This window comes from Bradyrhizobium canariense (genome assembly GCF_019402665.1).
Classification (GTDB): Bacteria; Pseudomonadota; Alphaproteobacteria; order Rhizobiales; family Xanthobacteraceae; genus Bradyrhizobium; species Bradyrhizobium canariense.
Genome location: NZ_VSST01000020.1, coordinates 332,722 through 347,739, shown reverse-complemented (window position 1 = coordinate 347,739; position 15,018 = coordinate 332,722). Strand labels below are relative to the sequence as shown.

The 15,018-nt window shown below is 63.9% G+C and carries 15 protein-coding genes and 1 tRNA gene; 10 read left to right on the top strand and 6 right to left on the bottom strand.

The window, feature by feature from the left end:
- Positions 1-90 precede the first annotated feature (90 nt).
- A complete protein-coding gene (locus tag FXB41_RS12405; protein ID WP_219681915.1) occupies positions 91-555 on the top strand; it encodes a nuclear transport factor 2 family protein in 465 nt (154 codons plus the stop codon).
- Positions 556-572: 17 nt separating this feature from the next.
- Here the strand turns inward: FXB41_RS12405 and FXB41_RS12400 are convergent, their stop codons facing one another.
- The 3 genes from FXB41_RS12400 to FXB41_RS12390 form a co-directional block, all read right to left on the bottom strand.
- Positions 573-1,370, bottom strand: a complete 798-nt coding sequence (locus FXB41_RS12400) for an acyl-CoA thioesterase domain-containing protein (protein WP_219681914.1) — start codon at positions 1,368-1,370, stop codon at positions 573-575.
- A gap of 201 nt (positions 1,371-1,571) precedes the next feature.
- On the bottom strand, positions 1,572-2,762 hold the full coding sequence (gene queG, locus FXB41_RS12395; protein ID WP_219681913.1) for a tRNA epoxyqueuosine(34) reductase QueG: 1,191 nt from the start codon (positions 2,760-2,762) through the stop codon (positions 1,572-1,574).
- Complete coding sequence (locus FXB41_RS12390) at positions 2,711-3,403, bottom strand: glutathione S-transferase family protein (RefSeq protein ID WP_007598553.1); 693 nt, start codon at positions 3,401-3,403, stop codon at positions 2,711-2,713. The genes queG and FXB41_RS12390 overlap by 52 nt, the downstream gene beginning before the upstream one ends.
- A gap of 170 nt (positions 3,404-3,573) precedes the next feature.
- Between FXB41_RS12390 and FXB41_RS12385 the strand changes: the two genes are divergently transcribed.
- On the top strand, positions 3,574-4,380 hold the full coding sequence (locus FXB41_RS12385; protein WP_007598554.1) for an undecaprenyl-diphosphate phosphatase: 807 nt from the start codon (positions 3,574-3,576) through the stop codon (positions 4,378-4,380).
- A 218-nt stretch (positions 4,381-4,598) separates the two neighbouring features.
- On the opposite strand, the gene FXB41_RS12380 is transcribed toward FXB41_RS12385, so the two are convergent.
- Positions 4,599-5,564: a complex I NDUFA9 subunit family protein gene (locus FXB41_RS12380; RefSeq protein ID WP_219681912.1), complete on the bottom strand. Its 966-nt coding sequence runs from the start codon at positions 5,562-5,564 to the stop codon at positions 4,599-4,601.
- Between the two features lie 162 nt (positions 5,565-5,726).
- On the opposite strand from FXB41_RS12380, the gene FXB41_RS12375 reads away from it, so the two are divergent.
- Positions 5,727-5,813, top strand: a tRNA-Leu gene (locus tag FXB41_RS12375).
- 70 nt (positions 5,814-5,883) lie between these two features.
- On the opposite strand, the gene FXB41_RS12370 is transcribed toward FXB41_RS12375, so the two are convergent.
- Complete coding sequence (locus FXB41_RS12370) at positions 5,884-6,183, bottom strand: type II toxin-antitoxin system RelE/ParE family toxin (protein ID WP_219681911.1); 300 nt, start codon at positions 6,181-6,183, stop codon at positions 5,884-5,886.
- Positions 6,180-6,437 (bottom strand): type II toxin-antitoxin system ParD family antitoxin, encoded by a 258-nt coding sequence (locus FXB41_RS12365; RefSeq protein ID WP_007598561.1) that lies wholly within the window; start codon positions 6,435-6,437, stop codon positions 6,180-6,182. The genes FXB41_RS12370 and FXB41_RS12365 overlap by 4 nt, the downstream gene beginning before the upstream one ends.
- 240 nt (positions 6,438-6,677) lie before the next feature.
- Between FXB41_RS12365 and FXB41_RS12360 the strand changes: the two genes are divergently transcribed.
- From FXB41_RS12360 to rpoN, 7 genes are all read left to right on the top strand, one after another.
- Positions 6,678-8,201, top strand: a complete 1,524-nt coding sequence (locus FXB41_RS12360; protein WP_219681910.1) for a hypothetical protein — start codon at positions 6,678-6,680, stop codon at positions 8,199-8,201.
- Entirely contained in the window at positions 8,198-9,718 is a 1,521-nt protein-coding gene (locus tag FXB41_RS12355) for a glycosyltransferase family protein (protein WP_219681909.1), read from the top strand. Before FXB41_RS12360 ends, FXB41_RS12355 begins: the two co-directional genes overlap by 4 nt.
- A gap of 119 nt (positions 9,719-9,837) precedes the next feature.
- Complete coding sequence (locus FXB41_RS12350) at positions 9,838-10,452, top strand: ribonuclease D (protein ID WP_007598566.1); 615 nt, start codon at positions 9,838-9,840, stop codon at positions 10,450-10,452.
- Positions 10,453-10,597: 145 nt separating this feature from the next.
- Positions 10,598-11,323, top strand: coding sequence for an LPS export ABC transporter periplasmic protein LptC (lptC, locus tag FXB41_RS12345; protein ID WP_007598567.1), 726 nt, complete (start codon positions 10,598-10,600; stop codon positions 11,321-11,323).
- On the top strand, positions 11,320-12,048 hold the full coding sequence (locus FXB41_RS12340; RefSeq protein ID WP_007598568.1) for an LptA/OstA family protein: 729 nt from the start codon (positions 11,320-11,322) through the stop codon (positions 12,046-12,048). Before lptC ends, FXB41_RS12340 begins: the two co-directional genes overlap by 4 nt.
- Before the next feature lie 237 nt (positions 12,049-12,285).
- Positions 12,286-13,284: an LPS export ABC transporter ATP-binding protein gene (lptB, locus tag FXB41_RS12335; RefSeq protein WP_219681908.1), complete on the top strand. Its 999-nt coding sequence runs from the start codon at positions 12,286-12,288 to the stop codon at positions 13,282-13,284.
- Between the two features lie 91 nt (positions 13,285-13,375).
- On the top strand, positions 13,376-14,989 hold the full coding sequence (rpoN, locus tag FXB41_RS12330; RefSeq protein ID WP_219681907.1) for an RNA polymerase factor sigma-54: 1,614 nt from the start codon (positions 13,376-13,378) through the stop codon (positions 14,987-14,989).
- Positions 14,990-15,018 lie beyond the last annotated feature (29 nt).

Sequence of the window (15,018 nt, the reverse complement as noted above, 5' to 3'; positions counted from 1 at the left end):
CCAGAGACCGTAGTGCTTGAACCGAGAAGCCTCGGCGCACTGGATGCCCCGCCTTCGCGGGGCATGACGAAGAGAGAGGGAGACAAGCCGATGATCACCGCCATGCTGCGCGCCTTCTGCGACGCCGTCGAACAACGCAACGGAAAAGCCTTCGCGGATCTCTTCACCGAGGACGGCGTCTATCACGACGTGTTCTATGGCGCCTTCGCCGGCCGCGAGAAGATCGCCGCGATGATCGACGACTGGTTCTACCGCACGGCGACCGACTTCCGCTGGGACATGCACGACCCGGTATCGAACAGCACCACGCTCTATGCGCGCTACACGTTCAGCTATCGCTCGACCTTGCCGGAGGCGAATGGCGCGCGGGCGATGTTCGAGGGCGTGGCGATCATGACGCTTCGAGACGGCAGGATCGTCAGCTATCACGAGGTCGCCAACACCGCGCCGGCGTTTGTCGATTTGAAGTTTGCACCTGATAGAATCGCGAAGATCGTCGCCAGGCAGGGCGCGGAACTCAAGGCGCGGCCGGAAATGCAGCGGCATTTGGGTTAGCCGTCGTTGTTGCGCACCTACCGCTTCGAGGGATTTAGCATCGGCTTGCGCTGCGCCAGCGCCGCGACCGTGGCAGTGCCGATCGGACCCTGCTCGTCATAGAGCCAGCACTCGCCGATCGCGACGCCATCGGTGGCCTGGTGGTTCACGACGTCGAAGCCGATCCAGTTCGTCACCGGCAGGCGGTGCAGATAGATCGTGACGTCGCTGTTGATGTAGCCGAGCCCCTTGTCGCCGGCGTTGGCGAACGGACTGGCGAAGTCTGCGCCGGTAGCGACACGGACGAACGGCGTCATCGGCACGCCCGCGACCAGCTCGCGCACCTCGCTCATCCAGAGCTTTCGTGGCCCGAGCGAGCCCATGTGGCCGACGATCGGTCGCGTGGTCCATTTGCCGTTCATGCCGAGCCTGGGATCGGTCGGCTTGGGAATGTCGGCCGGCTTCGGCACGTCCCAGTTCGGCGGCGACCAGACATTGCCGTCCGGATTCTGCGTTCGCCGCAACAGCTGGCACGAAGCGCGCGCCATGCCGACGCCGCCGGATAAGAACTCTGCTTCCACGACGCGGATGCGCATCCCGTCGCGCACCAGACGTGTCGTCATCTCGATCGGCTTGTCGATGGTCGGAAGCCGAAACATATCGACGGTCAGCCGCGCCGGCACGAATTCGGGGCCGGAATGGCGTTCCTCGATGGCGAAGCCGAGCAGGCCGATGATGACGCGTCCGTGCAGCGATTTCGGATCCCACGGGCCGTTGGCGACTTCCGTCGGATGGAATGTGTCGCCGTCGCGGGTGAAGAAAGGCATGTTTGTCATGACGCGCGACTTTGCGGGAAGCTGCGGGGAAATCAAGATGCTCAATCCTCATGGTGAGGAGGCGCGAAGCGCTCTCATCACAACAACGGTGTCATCGCCCGGCTTGACCGGGCGATCCAGTACTCCGAGACGGCTGTGGTTCAGTCGAGACGCCGCGGCGTACTGGATGCCCCGCTTTCGCGGAGCATGACAGCGGAGGAACTAGGAGGCGGTGCGCCACTCCTCATGCACGCTTTCGTCGCGCTCGCCAGCAATCGCATTCGTCCTGATCGTTTCGAACTCATCCCGCGGCATCAACTGCCCTAGCGCCCACACCGCAGCCCCGCGCACCAGCGCGCTCTCATCCTCCAGCAATCGCCGCGCCTCGTCCGCCAGTGCCGCATCGCCGGAGTTGCCGATCGCGATCAGCACGTTGCGCAAAAAGCGCTCGCGGCCGATGCGCTTGACCGGAGACTTCGTGAACAGCGCACGAAACGCAGCGTCGTCGAGCCGTGCGAGCTCGGCGAGACCCGGCGCGCGCAAAACGTCACGTGCGGCGAGCTTGGCCTCGCGGCCCTCCTGCGCGAACTTGTTCCAGGGGCAGGCGGCGAGGCAATCATCGCAGCCATAGATGCGGTTGCCGATGTTTTTGCGAAATTCGCGCGGGATCGGTCCCTTGTTCTCGATGGTGAGATACGAGATGCATCGCCTTGCATCGAGCCTGTAGGGCGCGGGGAAGGCGGCGGTCGGGCAGATGTCGAGGCACGCCCGGCACGAGCCGCAATGATCGATCTCGGCGTCGTCGCGCGGCAGTTCCAGCGTGGTGTAGATCGCGCCGAGAAACAGCCAGGAGCCGAATTCGCGCGAGACCAGATTGGTGTGCTTGCCCTGCCAGCCCAGATGCGCGGCTTGCGCCAGCGGCTTCTCCATCACGGCCGCGGTGTCGACGAACACCTTCACTTCGCAAGGCTTCACCTCACAAGTTGAGGTCGCAACCAGCCATCGCGCCAGTGCCTTCAGGCGCTTCTTGATGAGGTCGTGATAGTCGTCGCCCTGCGCATAGACCGAGATCGCCGCGCGCGTGCGCTGTTGCAGGATCGCGAGCGGATCCTGGTCGGGGCCGTAGTTGACGCCGAGCATGATGACGCTGCGCACGTCCTGCCACAGCCCGCGCGGATCGACCCGGCGCTCCGGCTGCGCGGCGAGCCAGTCCATGTCGCCATGGCCGCCGGATGCGATGAATTCGAGGAAATGCTTTCCGGCGCTTTCGATCGTGCCGGGCTCCGTGATGCCGATGCAATCGAAGCCGAGCGCACGTGCCTCGTTTGCAAGCGCCGTCTTCAGTTCGGTCGGATCGGAATTCAGAAGTCCAGGTCCACGTAGGTCCGCGACGCCGGCACGCCGGCCAGCCATTCGCTCAACAGCGGACGGAACGAGGGGCGGGATTTCACCCGCGCGTACCACGCCTTTGCCGCGTCGTCCTCGCTCCATGGCACGTCGCCCAGATAGTCGATCGCCGAGAGGTGCGCCGCGGCGGCGAGATCCGCGTAGCTGAGCCGGTCGCCGGCGAGGAAATTACGCGTCTGCGCCAGCCAGCCGATATAGGCCAGATGATAGCGCACATTTGCCTTGGCGGCGCGCATCACGTCGGCCGAGGGCGGTCCGCCGCCGTTGTCCTCGCTCATGAAGCGCTTGTAGATGCGCTCGGTGACGAGCGGGTGAGAGACTTCCTCGAAAAACTTTTCGTTGAACCAGGCCATCAGCCGGCGGACCTCGACGCGCTCGCCGATCGTGTCCGGCATCAGGCGCTTCAGTCCCATCTCGGAGCCATAGGCCTCGTCGACATATTCGGCGACGATCGCCGCGCCCGGGATCGGCGGCTGCTCGTCGTCCACCAGGACGGGCGTCGTGCCCGCCGCATTGAGCAGCAGAAATGCTTCGCGCCGCTCCCAACTGCGCTCTTCGATCAACTTCAGCTCAAGCCCGTATTCTCCCGCGATCAGGCGAATGAATCGCGAGTGCGGGCAGAACGGATGATGAAACAGCGTAAACATGAAGCCTTTGACTATGTGATGGTGCTTAAGAATCCATCAATGTTTTGTGCGGCGCCACACTAGTCATTCAAAACCGCGAAGCAAGGGCGCGACGCCGCATTTTGCGATTGCAGCAAGGGAGCGGATGGGCGAGAAGATCCCCGCTTTTCCAGCCGAAATGGACCGTAAATATGTCAGATGCAATCCGGGCAGTGATCCTCGGCATCATCGAGGGTGTGACCGAGTTCCTTCCTGTATCCTCGACCGGCCATTTGCTGCTTGCGGAGCGCTTTTTCCATCTCGGCGAGGGCGCGTTCTGGGATTCGTTTACGGTCCTGATCCAGCTCGGCGCGATCCTCGCGATCGTCGTGTTGTACTTCAAGAAATTGTGGGACGTCGCAATCGGCATGTTCACGGGCGACGCCTATGCGCGCCGCTTCGTGCTCGGCGTGCTGGTGGCGTTCCTGCCCGCGGTCGTCGTCGGTCTCGTCGCCGGCAAATACATCAAGAGCATGCTGTTCAATCCGTGGGTGGTGTGCTTCTCGCTGATCGTCGGCGGCGCCATCCTGCTCTGGGTCGATAAGCTCGATCTCAAGGCGCGCGAGCACGACGCCACCCGGTTTCCGCTGCTGATGTATCTCTATATCGGCATCGCGCAGTGCATCGCGATGATCCCGGGCGTATCGCGCTCCGGTGCCAGCATCGTCGCGGCGATGTTCCTGGGGGCCGACAAGCGCGCGGCGGCGGAGTTCTCGTTCTTCCTCGCCATTCCCACCATGATTGGCGCGTTCGCCTACGATTTCTACAAGAACCGCTCCGAGATGACGATGGACCACATGGGCATCGTCGCGATCGGCTTCGTGGTGTCGTTCGTCACCGCGATCATCGTGGTGAAGACGTTCCTGGAATACGTCACTCGCCACGGCTTCGTGGTGTTCGCCTGGTGGCGCGTGATCGTCGGCACGCTCGGCCTGATCGCGCTGGCGCTGGGGCGGTAAACTTCCGAGGACGTCGACGCGCTAAGAAGCGGAGATTCTCGCGACTGTGAGATTCGCACCAAGCCCGCGGTGCACTCCCTCGCCCCGTTCTTACGGGGAGAGGGTTGGGGTGAGGGGCCTCTCTCCACACGTGAGATCGCGGTGGGACCTGTACCCCCTCACCCGGATCGCAAGGGCGATCCGACCTCTCCCCGCAAGCGGGGAGAGGTGAAAAATACCTACGCGCTCTTGCGCTGGAATTGCCCGGCGGCGCGGAAGCGCCAGAGATATTGCGGGGCGATCGCTTCAAGCGAGTCGGGCGTGATGCCGAGGCCTTCCAGCGTTAGCCCAGCGGCCTTCGCCGCGTCCGACACCACATTATCGCGCGCGAGCAGCGTGACCTGGTCCGGCGTCAGCTTCAGCGCGCCCGGCGCGAATTGCAGGAAGTTGGCCTTGAAGCGGGCGAGGCCAAACGGCAGCGGCATCAGCATCGGCTTGCGATCGGCAATCTCGAGAATGGCCTCGATGATCTCGCGCATGGTCAGCACTTCCGGGCCGCCGAGCTCGTAGGTTGCGCCCGTCTTGGCCTTGCCGTCGACGGCATCCGCGACCGCGGTGGCGACGTCGCCGACATAGACCGGCTGCATCTTGGTGTCGCCGCCGATCAGCGGCAGCACCGGCGACATCCGGGCCAGCGCCGCGAAGCGGTTGGTGAACTGGTCTTCGGGACCGAACATCACGGAGGGGCGGAAGATCGTGGCCGACGGCACCGCGGCCAGGACTGCGGCTTCGCCGGCCGCCTTGGCCCTGGCATAGCGCGAGAGCGATTCCGCGTCGGCGCCGATGGCCGAGACATGGATCAATTGTGCCCCGGCGGCGGCCGCCGCCTTGGCGATGGTCTCGGCGCCCTTGGCCTGGACGGCGTCAAAACTCTGCGCGCCGCCCTCGGCGAGGATGCCGACCAGATTGATCACGACATGCGAATCACGCAGCGCCGCCTCGATCGAGGCCGGATAGCGCACGTTGGCCTGCACGGTGTGGACCTGCCCGACCTTGCCGGACGGCTGGAGGTAGCCGGCCAGCTCCGGCCGCCGCACCGCGACCCGGATCCGGTAGTCGCGCCGGCACAGCGCGCGGACGACATTCCGGCCCAAAAACCCCGATCCGCCGAAAACCGTGACGAGCGTGTCCAGATTCGATGCCATGGGATCCATTCCTGGGGTCCGTTCCTGCGGGAAGAGTGCGTCTCGTCAGGCTTGTATCGGGCCGGTTTGCGATGCGCAATCCGCATCCCGAAGCGGGGTTCAAGCATGAATTGACAACCGCGTCACCGAACCGTAGTAACCGCCTCCGTGCCTAACCGGCATGCCCAGGTGGTGGAATTGGTAGACGCGCTGGCTTCAGGTGCCAGTGGCTTAACGGCCGTGAAGGTTCGAGTCCTTTCCTGGGCACCATCTTTTCCCTAAGCGATTGAAATTGCTTGTCGGGCTATCTGCCCGACGTTGAGCAAGCGGCGATCGCGAACTACTCCTCAGGGAACAGCAACGCCTCGTAGTCGCGCGCGCTGTGGAGGATGTGAATGATCTCAACCGCGTCGTCACCCACACGATAGAAAATCAGAAATTGACCGAACGGACCCCTGCGCACACCAAATTGCTCGTAGCGCGGCACCAAGGGATAGGCGCGTGGGGCGTCCAGCAAAGACTCACATTTTTCTCGTAGCGTGCGAACGAGCTTGAGGGCGCTCGCAGGACTTTGCTCCGCGACATACGCCACGATCTGTTCGAGATCGGCCTCTGCCTCGGCGCTGACGGTGAGGATCACTTGCCGTCCGTCTGGACCGCCAATCTGGCTTCGAGCCGATCGAACACGTCAGAGCCCGCTCTGGTCCGGCCTGCGTCGGCATCTGAGAGTCCGCGTGCAATCGAAGCGTCCAGGGCGGCCAGCCTGGCCTCTCTTTCCTGGACGAGGCGTACGCCCTCACGCAGCACCTCGCTCTTGGAATGGTATCGACCGGACGCCACGAGCTCGTTCATCACGCTCTCGAGCGTCTCTCCTAAATCGGCGCTCACAGCCATACCGGAACCTCCGTTCAACCTCTAATAACTATTATTGGACGCTGGAATTTTCAAGTCTAAACAGCTGCTTGAAAGCTTCGGAAGCCCGCCCTCCAGCCGAATTTATTCCGCCAAACCCCTCGATTGCACGATCCGAATTTACCCCACTTTAGACAAACTGGCCCTAAGTCAGCCGGCAGGCTCGCATCCGGCCGTCGGCGAGCGCGGAGCCATCGGGCTCGCTTTGTCGTGAGGGAAGCGGTGGATCAGCACCAGATCTGGCACGAGCCGGCATTCGACAAGGTTGCGAACGCGATCAGCCCGTTCCTCCTGAGGTCGGGGATTTATCTGTTCCTGATCTCCTTCATCTGCCTGTTCTACGTCTTGAACGCGCCGCTTCTGCTCGGTCACTACGATTTGGGCTGGCATCTGGCGGCCGGAGATCTCATCCGGGAACGCAACGCCATCCCGCTGCAGGACCCCTGGTCGTTCACCCATGGCGACAAGCCATGGCTCAATCTGTCCTGGCTCTGGGACGCGCTTGCCAGTGCGACATTTCAATACGTAGGCTTTGGCGGCCTCGTCCTGCTGACGGTGGCCTGCGGCGCGGCGATCGTCGGCATCCTGACCGCGATCTCTCTTGGCTACGGCGCGTCGGCGATCGCGGTCTGCGTTTCGGTCTTCTTGGCCTGCCTGCTCTATCCCGCTTACGAAGCTTCGCCGAACATGTATCTCGCGGTCTCGCCGAATACATGCACGATGTTGTTCTGCGTCGTCTTCTATCGCGAATGCCTGCGACGAACGCGATGGTTCGTGCTTCCCCTGGTGATGGTGCTCTGGGCCAATCTGCACGGCGGTTTCCTGCTCGGCTTTTTCGTGATCGGCGTCTTCTGCGGTGGCGCCGTGCTCAGAGGGGCCTGGGCCGACCTCAGGATCCTTGCTCTCGCGGGGATCGCGTGCCTTGCCGCGACCTTCGTCAATCCGCTCGGCTGGAATATTTATGCCGGTGCCGCCGCGACGATGGGGCACTTCGTCCAGGGCAATATCGGCGAATGGCTGTCCTACTATCACAACATGGAAATGCCGGGCAGCATTCCCGGCATCCTGTACATGCTGGCCTTTGTCGCGTTCGAGCTCCGCTACAGAAATTCCAGGCCCATCCCGCTCGAGCCGAGACTGATGTCCTGGCTGTTCCTGATTCTGGGGCTGTATCAGTTCAGGTACATCGCTTTCTTCTTCATCTTCTCGACCGCACCGATGGCGCTTCACCTCAGCCGCTTGCTGCCTCGGCGTCTCACTGCGCTTGACGTGCGTGGACCGTTGCTGGCCGCGGGCATCGTCGGTCTCGGCACCCTGCCGATTGTCTATTTGCGCGTTGCGCCGGCGCTCGCGCTTCCGCCGATGCTGTCGAGCGAAGATGCCGGCTATCTGCGAGAGCATCTCGCAGGTCGGCGGGTCCTGAACAATTGGAACGTCGGCGGCTACCTGATCTTCGCGACGCACGGCACCGTCCCACCATTCGTCGATGGTCGCGCCGCGACCGCCTATCCGGACGATTTGCTGCGCGACTATTTCAAGCTGGTGAGCTGGGAGATCGACGAAGCCGCGTGGGACATGGTGCTCGATAAATACCGGATCGACGCCGTGCTGTGGGTCAAGGCGCACGAACAGCTGCGGCAGTTTCTGGTGAAGCGGCGAGGCTGGCGCGAGCAATACACCGGCGCTTACGAGACCGTTTACGTCAGGCCCCACTCCGGTTTGGCCGGCGACACCAAACGACAATGACCACCAGCGCCGCGGCTCTGCCCGACATCGCGCCCGCCGTCAGAGCCGAGAGCTTCGCGACGCGGTACGGTGCCTTGTGCGCATTGCTGCTGCTGGCTGCGGCAGTCCGGCTGCCGCTCGCCTTCTGGCCGAACATCGTTCACGTCGACGAGCTGTATCAATATCTCGAGCCGGCGTGGCGCCTGCTTGGCCACCAGGGGGTCGTCACCTGGGAATGGCGCGACGGTATCCGGAGCTGGTTTCTGCCGACCTTGTTCGCAGGGCCGGTCGCTCTGGGGGACTGGCTTGCGCCGGGCGGGTGGGGCGCCTTCGTCGTGCCTCGCCTGGTGGTCGGGCTTGCCTCGTTGTCGATCGTCGTGACGGCCTGGCATTTCGGCGAACGCATCTCCAGATCGCATGCCGTCGTCGCGGCGTTTGCCGCCGCGGTCTGGTTTGAGCTGGTCTACTACGCGCCCCACACGCTGAGCGAACCGCTGGCGACGGCCGTGATCCTGCCGGCGGCCTATCTGCTGACGGGCGAACTCGCGCGAAACCGGCTCTTCACCGCAGGCGCACTGCTTGCTCTCGCCTGTGTCTGGCGCTTTCAATATGTACCGGCTTGTGCGGTGTTTGCGTTGGCGGCGTGCTGGCGCGACCTGCGAAACGCGATTGCGCTGGTCGCGGGCGCTTGCATCGTCCTGGCGCTGTCCGGCGCCCTCGACCTGGCCCACGGCTCAGCGCCGTTTGCGTGGCTCGTCCGGAATATTCAGCAAAACCTCCTGCATGACCGGGCATCGGAATTCGGTGACGCGCCGGCGGCCGCGTACGTTCTGCAGGCTTCAATTCTGTGGTCGGGCGCGACGCTGCTGATGCTGCTGGCGCTCTGGCGCGGCTGGCGACATGCCCCCCTGCTGATCGTCGCGGCCGTCGTGAACGTCGCGTTTCACAGCATGATCGTGCACAAGGAATACCGTTTCATTTTCCTGTCGATCGCTCTGCTGATCATCGCGGCGGCGCTTGGCTCCGCCGATTGGGTCGAGATGATGCGCCGGCAAAGCGCGTGGCGCTCCCGGGCACTCGCCGTCGTATGTGGCGGCTGGCTGCTGCTCTCGCTCGGTCTGTCGGGCGCTACGCTCATCATGCGTGACAACTGGATGCGCGGCATCGGCGTGGCCCAGCTGATGGCGGAGCTCGAGGCCGAGCCTGAAGCCTGCGGTCTGGCCCTGTACGCGATCAACTATCCCTTTGTGCCCGGACGCGGGCAGCTCGCGGCCCGCAAGCCGATCTATTCCTTTTATCGGGACGACCCCCTGGCCAAGGGACGCCTTCCGGCTGTGGTGCAGACGCACCAGGCCGGGTTCAACCGCATCATCGGCCCGGCGAGCCTGGCCAGCGAGCTGCCGGCGGATTTCTCGCAACGAAGTTGCGCGATGATGAGCGATGACAAGCCGGCCTGCGTCTTCGCTCGACGCGGCGCTTGCGATGCGCCCGCCAGCCCGTTCGCCACCAACGACGTGCTCGTGCGCCTGAATTACTAGCCGCGCCTGATGCTTGCGCCGGCGGCTGCCAGCGGATACATCGCGGCCGGCCCTCGCCAGCATCTGTCCCGGGGATTAGCTTGCAAAAGCGCACCGATTCGATTGAGGTTTGAAACGCCATGACCGTACGCCTGCACCGCGGCGACCTGCCCGATCTGTCCCGCTACACCGGAGCGGTGGCGATCGACACCGAGACCATGGGCCTGAACCCGCATCGTGACCGGCTCTGCGTGGTGCAGCTCTCGCCCGGCGACGGCAGCGCAGACGTGGTGCAGATCCCCAAGGGTCATACCGACGCGCCGAACCTGAAGGCCCTGCTGGCCAATCCCGCGAACACGAAAATCTTCCACTTTGCGCGGTTCGACGTCGCGGTGCTGTACCAGACGTTTGGCGTCATGACCGGGCCGATCTACTGCACCAAGATCGCCTCCCGCCTGATCCGCACCTATACCGACCGCCATGGCCTCAAGGACCTCGTGCGCGAGGTGCTCAATGTCGACCTCTCCAAGCAGCAGCAATCGAGCGATTGGGGTTCCGACAGCCTGACCGAGCCGCAACTCGCCTACGCCGCCTCCGACGTGCTGCATCTGCACGGCTTGCGCGAGCGGCTCGATGCCATGCTGGCGCGGGAAGGCCGCACCGCGCTGGCCAAGGCCTGTTTCGACTTCCTGCCGACCCGTGCTTTGCTCGATCTCCAGGGCTGGGCCGAAGAGGACATTTTCGCGCATTCCTAGCGTTTCGCGTCGCGGCCGGGTTGGGGCGGTCGCCCCGTTTCAGACACTTTCGTAACGGCCTGTCGCTGGCTGCATATTTTGGCGTTGCCGGCTACAATGGGGCGCCCGCCAGCCGGACCAGGCGAGCGACACCTCAGGAGCCCAGGTGAATTCGGCCCATAATGTCACCTATGATGCCGCGCTTGCGGCGAAGTTCGCCAGCGCGGCGCGCCACAGCCGCCTGGTGCGGATTCTGCGCGTCGCGGTGCCGGCGACAGTGGCTGCGGCAATGGGTCTGCTCGTCCTTATCTCGACCATTTTCAACCCGTTCCAGATCCCCGTGAAGCTCGACTCCGGAAATCTCGTGGTCACAGGCACCAAGATCACGATGGAATCGCCGCATATGTCCGGCTTCACTCCAGACCAACGGCCCTACGAGCTCTGGGCCAAGACCGCGACCCAGGACATCACTGATCCCGATCATGTCGATCTCCATGATTTGCGCGCGAAAGTGCTGATGGAAGACCAATCGACGCTGTTTCTCGATGCACGCACCGGAAGGTTCGACAACAAGCAGCAGCAGCTCGACCTGCACAAGGACATCTTCCTGCGCACCTCGACCGGCTACGAGGCGCGGCTGAACTCGGCCTTCGTCGACATGGGCAAGGGCACGGTCTCCTCGGATGAGCATGTCGACGTCAAGCTGACCAACGGAACGCTGACCGCCGATCGGCTGCGGATCACGGAGGGCGGCGACGTCATCCGCTTCGAAGGCAATGTGGTGATGCACCTCGACAAGCTGGACGATCCCGCCGCCAGCGCGCCCGCGCCGGTCGAGCCCACGCCGCCGCCGGCGGCGAAGTCCAAGAACAAATCCGCGAATTCAAAATGATTCTCATGACCCATCTTCATCTGAGCAAGCGTCGCATTGCTGTGAGTGTAGCGACGCTTGTCTCCGGTCTCTTGCTGCTCACTGCAGATGCGGCGCACGCACAGAGCTCGGCGAGCGTGCCCAACGCGATGCAGGGTTTTTCGCAGAACCGCGATCAGCCGATCCAGATCGACGCTGCATCGCTCGAGATGCGCGATAAGAAAAAGGAGGCGACCTTCTCGGGCAACGTGAAGGTCGTGCAGGGCGATACCACCATGACCTCGAAGACGCTGGTGGTGTTCTACGACTCGGGTGGTGACAAGCCGGCGACGCCGCAGCCTGCGGCAGCAAAGGGTGCGAAGGCGGCGCCGATCCAGTCGGCGACACCGGGCCCGGGCGGTAGCTCCTCGATCAAGCGGCTGGAGGCACGCGGCAATGTCGTGGTCACCCAAAAGGACCAGGTGGTGACCGGCGAGACCGCGGTGTTCGATACGAAGACCAATCTCATCACCATGCTCGGCGGAGCTGGGAGCCAGGTCGTGCTGACGCAGTGCCAGAACGTGCTGCGCGGCGACCGCCTCCTGGTCGACATGACCACCGGCGTCTCCCGGGTGGAGTCGGACAGCGGAAGGGTGCAAGGCCTGTTCATCCAGTCCCAGGGCGGACAGAACGGCAAATGCGGGACGCCGGTGGCCCCGGGCACGGCCCCGCCTTTGCAGTTGCCCGGCGGGAACAAGCCAAAGTAAATTCCGTTCGCGATTTCAACGCCTTGATCTGGAGACTCCCGATCCGAGGTTGAAGCTTGCCCGCCGAGACTGTATCTAGCGCGAAGGGCTTTCGAAGCGGGGTTCGCCGCTTTTCGGGCGTGTTTCACTGGGCATGAGACATGCCTTCATTCATGCTGCGTCGGCGAATCCTGAGGCCGGCGCGGGCAGATCGCGCGAAAACCGCGCAGGATCGTCGCGAAAGGCTAGAAGGCGGGGATGGTCGATCTCTTCAGCATGTTCCGTCGGCGCCCCGCCAAACGCGGCCGGACAGGATTTGCGCGCCAGGACATCACCGCGCTCGGTGACAGCGTCGGCGGCCTCGTGGCCAGCCCAGTCAGGGACGCGCCGTCGATCGCCCGGCACCAGCCGATGCATGCGCCCGATCAGTTCCAAGGCGACTATGAGGCCGAGCCGCCCCGGGCCCAGGCGGTTCATCCCGTGAGGGCTGCCGGCAGGGCCAACGGTTCCGGCGGGCCTCAGCTCTTGAAGCGGCCGGGCTTCCTGGCTGTGCATAGCGTGGAAAAGAGTTTTGGCAGCCGCCAAGTCGTGCGCGGCGTCAGCATCTATGTGCGCCGCGGCGAAGCGGTCGGCCTGCTCGGGCCCAACGGCGCCGGCAAGACCACCGTGTTCTACATGATCACCGGCCTGATCAAGGCCGATCGCGGCGCCATCGAGCTCGACGGCCACGACGTCACCAAGCTGCCGATGTATCAGCGCGCACGGCTCGGCATCGGCTATCTGCCGCAGGAAGCCTCGATCTTCCGCGGTCTCACCGTCGAGCAGAACATCCGCGCCGTGCTCGAAGTGGTCGAGCCCTCGCGCAAGAAGCGCGAGCAGCAGCTCGACTCGCTGCTCGACGAATTCAACATCACGCGCCTGCGGAAATCGCCGTCGATCGCGCTGTCCGGCGGTGAGCGGCGCCGCGTCGAGATCGCGCGCGCGCTGGCGACGCGTCCGAACTACATGCTGCTCGACGAGCCCTTTGCCGGCATCGATCCGATCGCGGTCGGCGACATCCAGGACCTCGTCCGCCATCTCACCAACCGCGGCATCGGCGTGCTGATCACCGACCACAATGTGCGCGAGACGCTCGGCCTCACCGATCGCGCCTACATCGTCTATGCCGGGGAAATCCTGACCGAGGGCAGCCCGGATGAGATCGTCGCCGATCCGGACGTGCGCCGCCTTTACCTTGGCGAGGAATTCCGCCTCTAGCCCGTTTTTCCATTTCGTCAAGACGTGTACATCGGGCTCGGACTAAGATAAGCAAAAATCGGACCAACTTTTTGGGATCGGTTCTTGCTTCATGGCGCTTTCGCAGAGATTAGAGTTCCGGCAATCGCAGTCGCTAGTCATGACGCCGCAGTTGATGCAGGCGATCAAGCTGCTGCAATTGTCCAACCTCGATCTCACGACGTTCGTCGAAGAGGAACTCGAGCGTAACCCGTTGCTGGAACGGGCCAACGACGAGCCGCCCGTGGGCGAGGGCCCGGCCGAGACCGGCCAGTTCAACGACAGCGATGGCGGCCACAACGACGAGCCGGGCGGCGGCCCGGGCGAAGCCTTCGAGCCCGGCCAGGAAGAGTGGATGAGCAAGGATCTCGGCACCCGCGCCGAGATCGAGCAGACCATGGACACGGGGCTGGACAACGTCTTCTCCGAGGAACCCGCCGAAGCGGCCGCGCGCAACGCCCAGGATGCGGCGCCGACCACCTATACCGAATGGGGCGGCGGCGCCTCCGGTGACGAGGACTACAATCTCGAAGCCTTCGTCGCCGCGGAGACCACGCTCGGCGACCATCTCGCCGAGCAGCTCTCGGTTGCCTTCACCGGCGCAGCGCAGCGCATCATCGGCCAGTATTTGATCGACCTCGTCGACGAGGCCGGCTATCTGCCCCCGGATCTCGGCCAGGCCGCCGAACGGCTGGGCGCATCGCAGCAGGATGTCGAGAACGTTCTTGCCGTGCTGCAAAAATTCGATCCGCCCGGCGTCTGCGCGCGCAATTTGAGCGAATGCCTGGCGATCCAGCTCCGCGAGCTCGACCGCTACGATCCCGCGATGCAGGCCCTGGTCGAGCATCTCGATCTCCTCGCCAAGCGCGACGTCGCGGCCTTGCGCAAGCTCTGCGGCGTCGACGACGAGGACATCGCCGACATGATCGGCGAGATCCGCCGGCTCAATCCCAAGCCAGGCATGAAGTTCGGTACAGCCCGGCTCCAGACCATGGTGCCCGATGTCTATGTCCGCCCGGGCCCCGATGGCGGCTGGCATGTCGAGCTCAACAGCGACACCTTGCCGCGCGTGCTGGTCAACCAGACCTACTATTCGCAGCTCTCGAAGAAGATCGGCAAGGACGGCGACAAATCGTATTTCACCGACGCGCTTCAGAACGCGACCTGGCTGGTGCGTGCGCTCGACCAGCGCGCTCGCACCATCCTGAAAGTCGCAACCGAGATCGTGCGCCAGCAGGACGGCTTCTTCACCCATGGCGTGGCGCATCTGCGACCGCTGAATCTGAAGGCCGTCGCCGACGCCATCCAGATGCATGAATCCACGGTGTCGCGCGTCACCGCCAACAAATACATGGCGACCAATCGCGGCACGTTCGAGCTGAAATATTTCTTCACGGCCTCGATCGCCTCGGCCGATGGCGGCGAGGCGCATTCGGCCGAAGCCGTGCGTCACCACATCAAGCTGCTGATCGATGCGGAGGCGCCGTCCGCGATCCTGTCCGACGACACCATCGTGGAACGCTTGCGCGGCTCGGGCATTGATATCGCCCGCCGCACGGTCGCGAAGTACCGCGAAGCCATGCGCATTCCTTCCTCGGTGCAACGCCGTCGCGACAAGCAGAGCGCTCTTGGTAACGTCCTCTCCACCGCCATGGCCGATCGCTCCCGCAATCCCGAACCGGCCTGATTGCGTCGGCGCCAAATCGCGCTACTCTC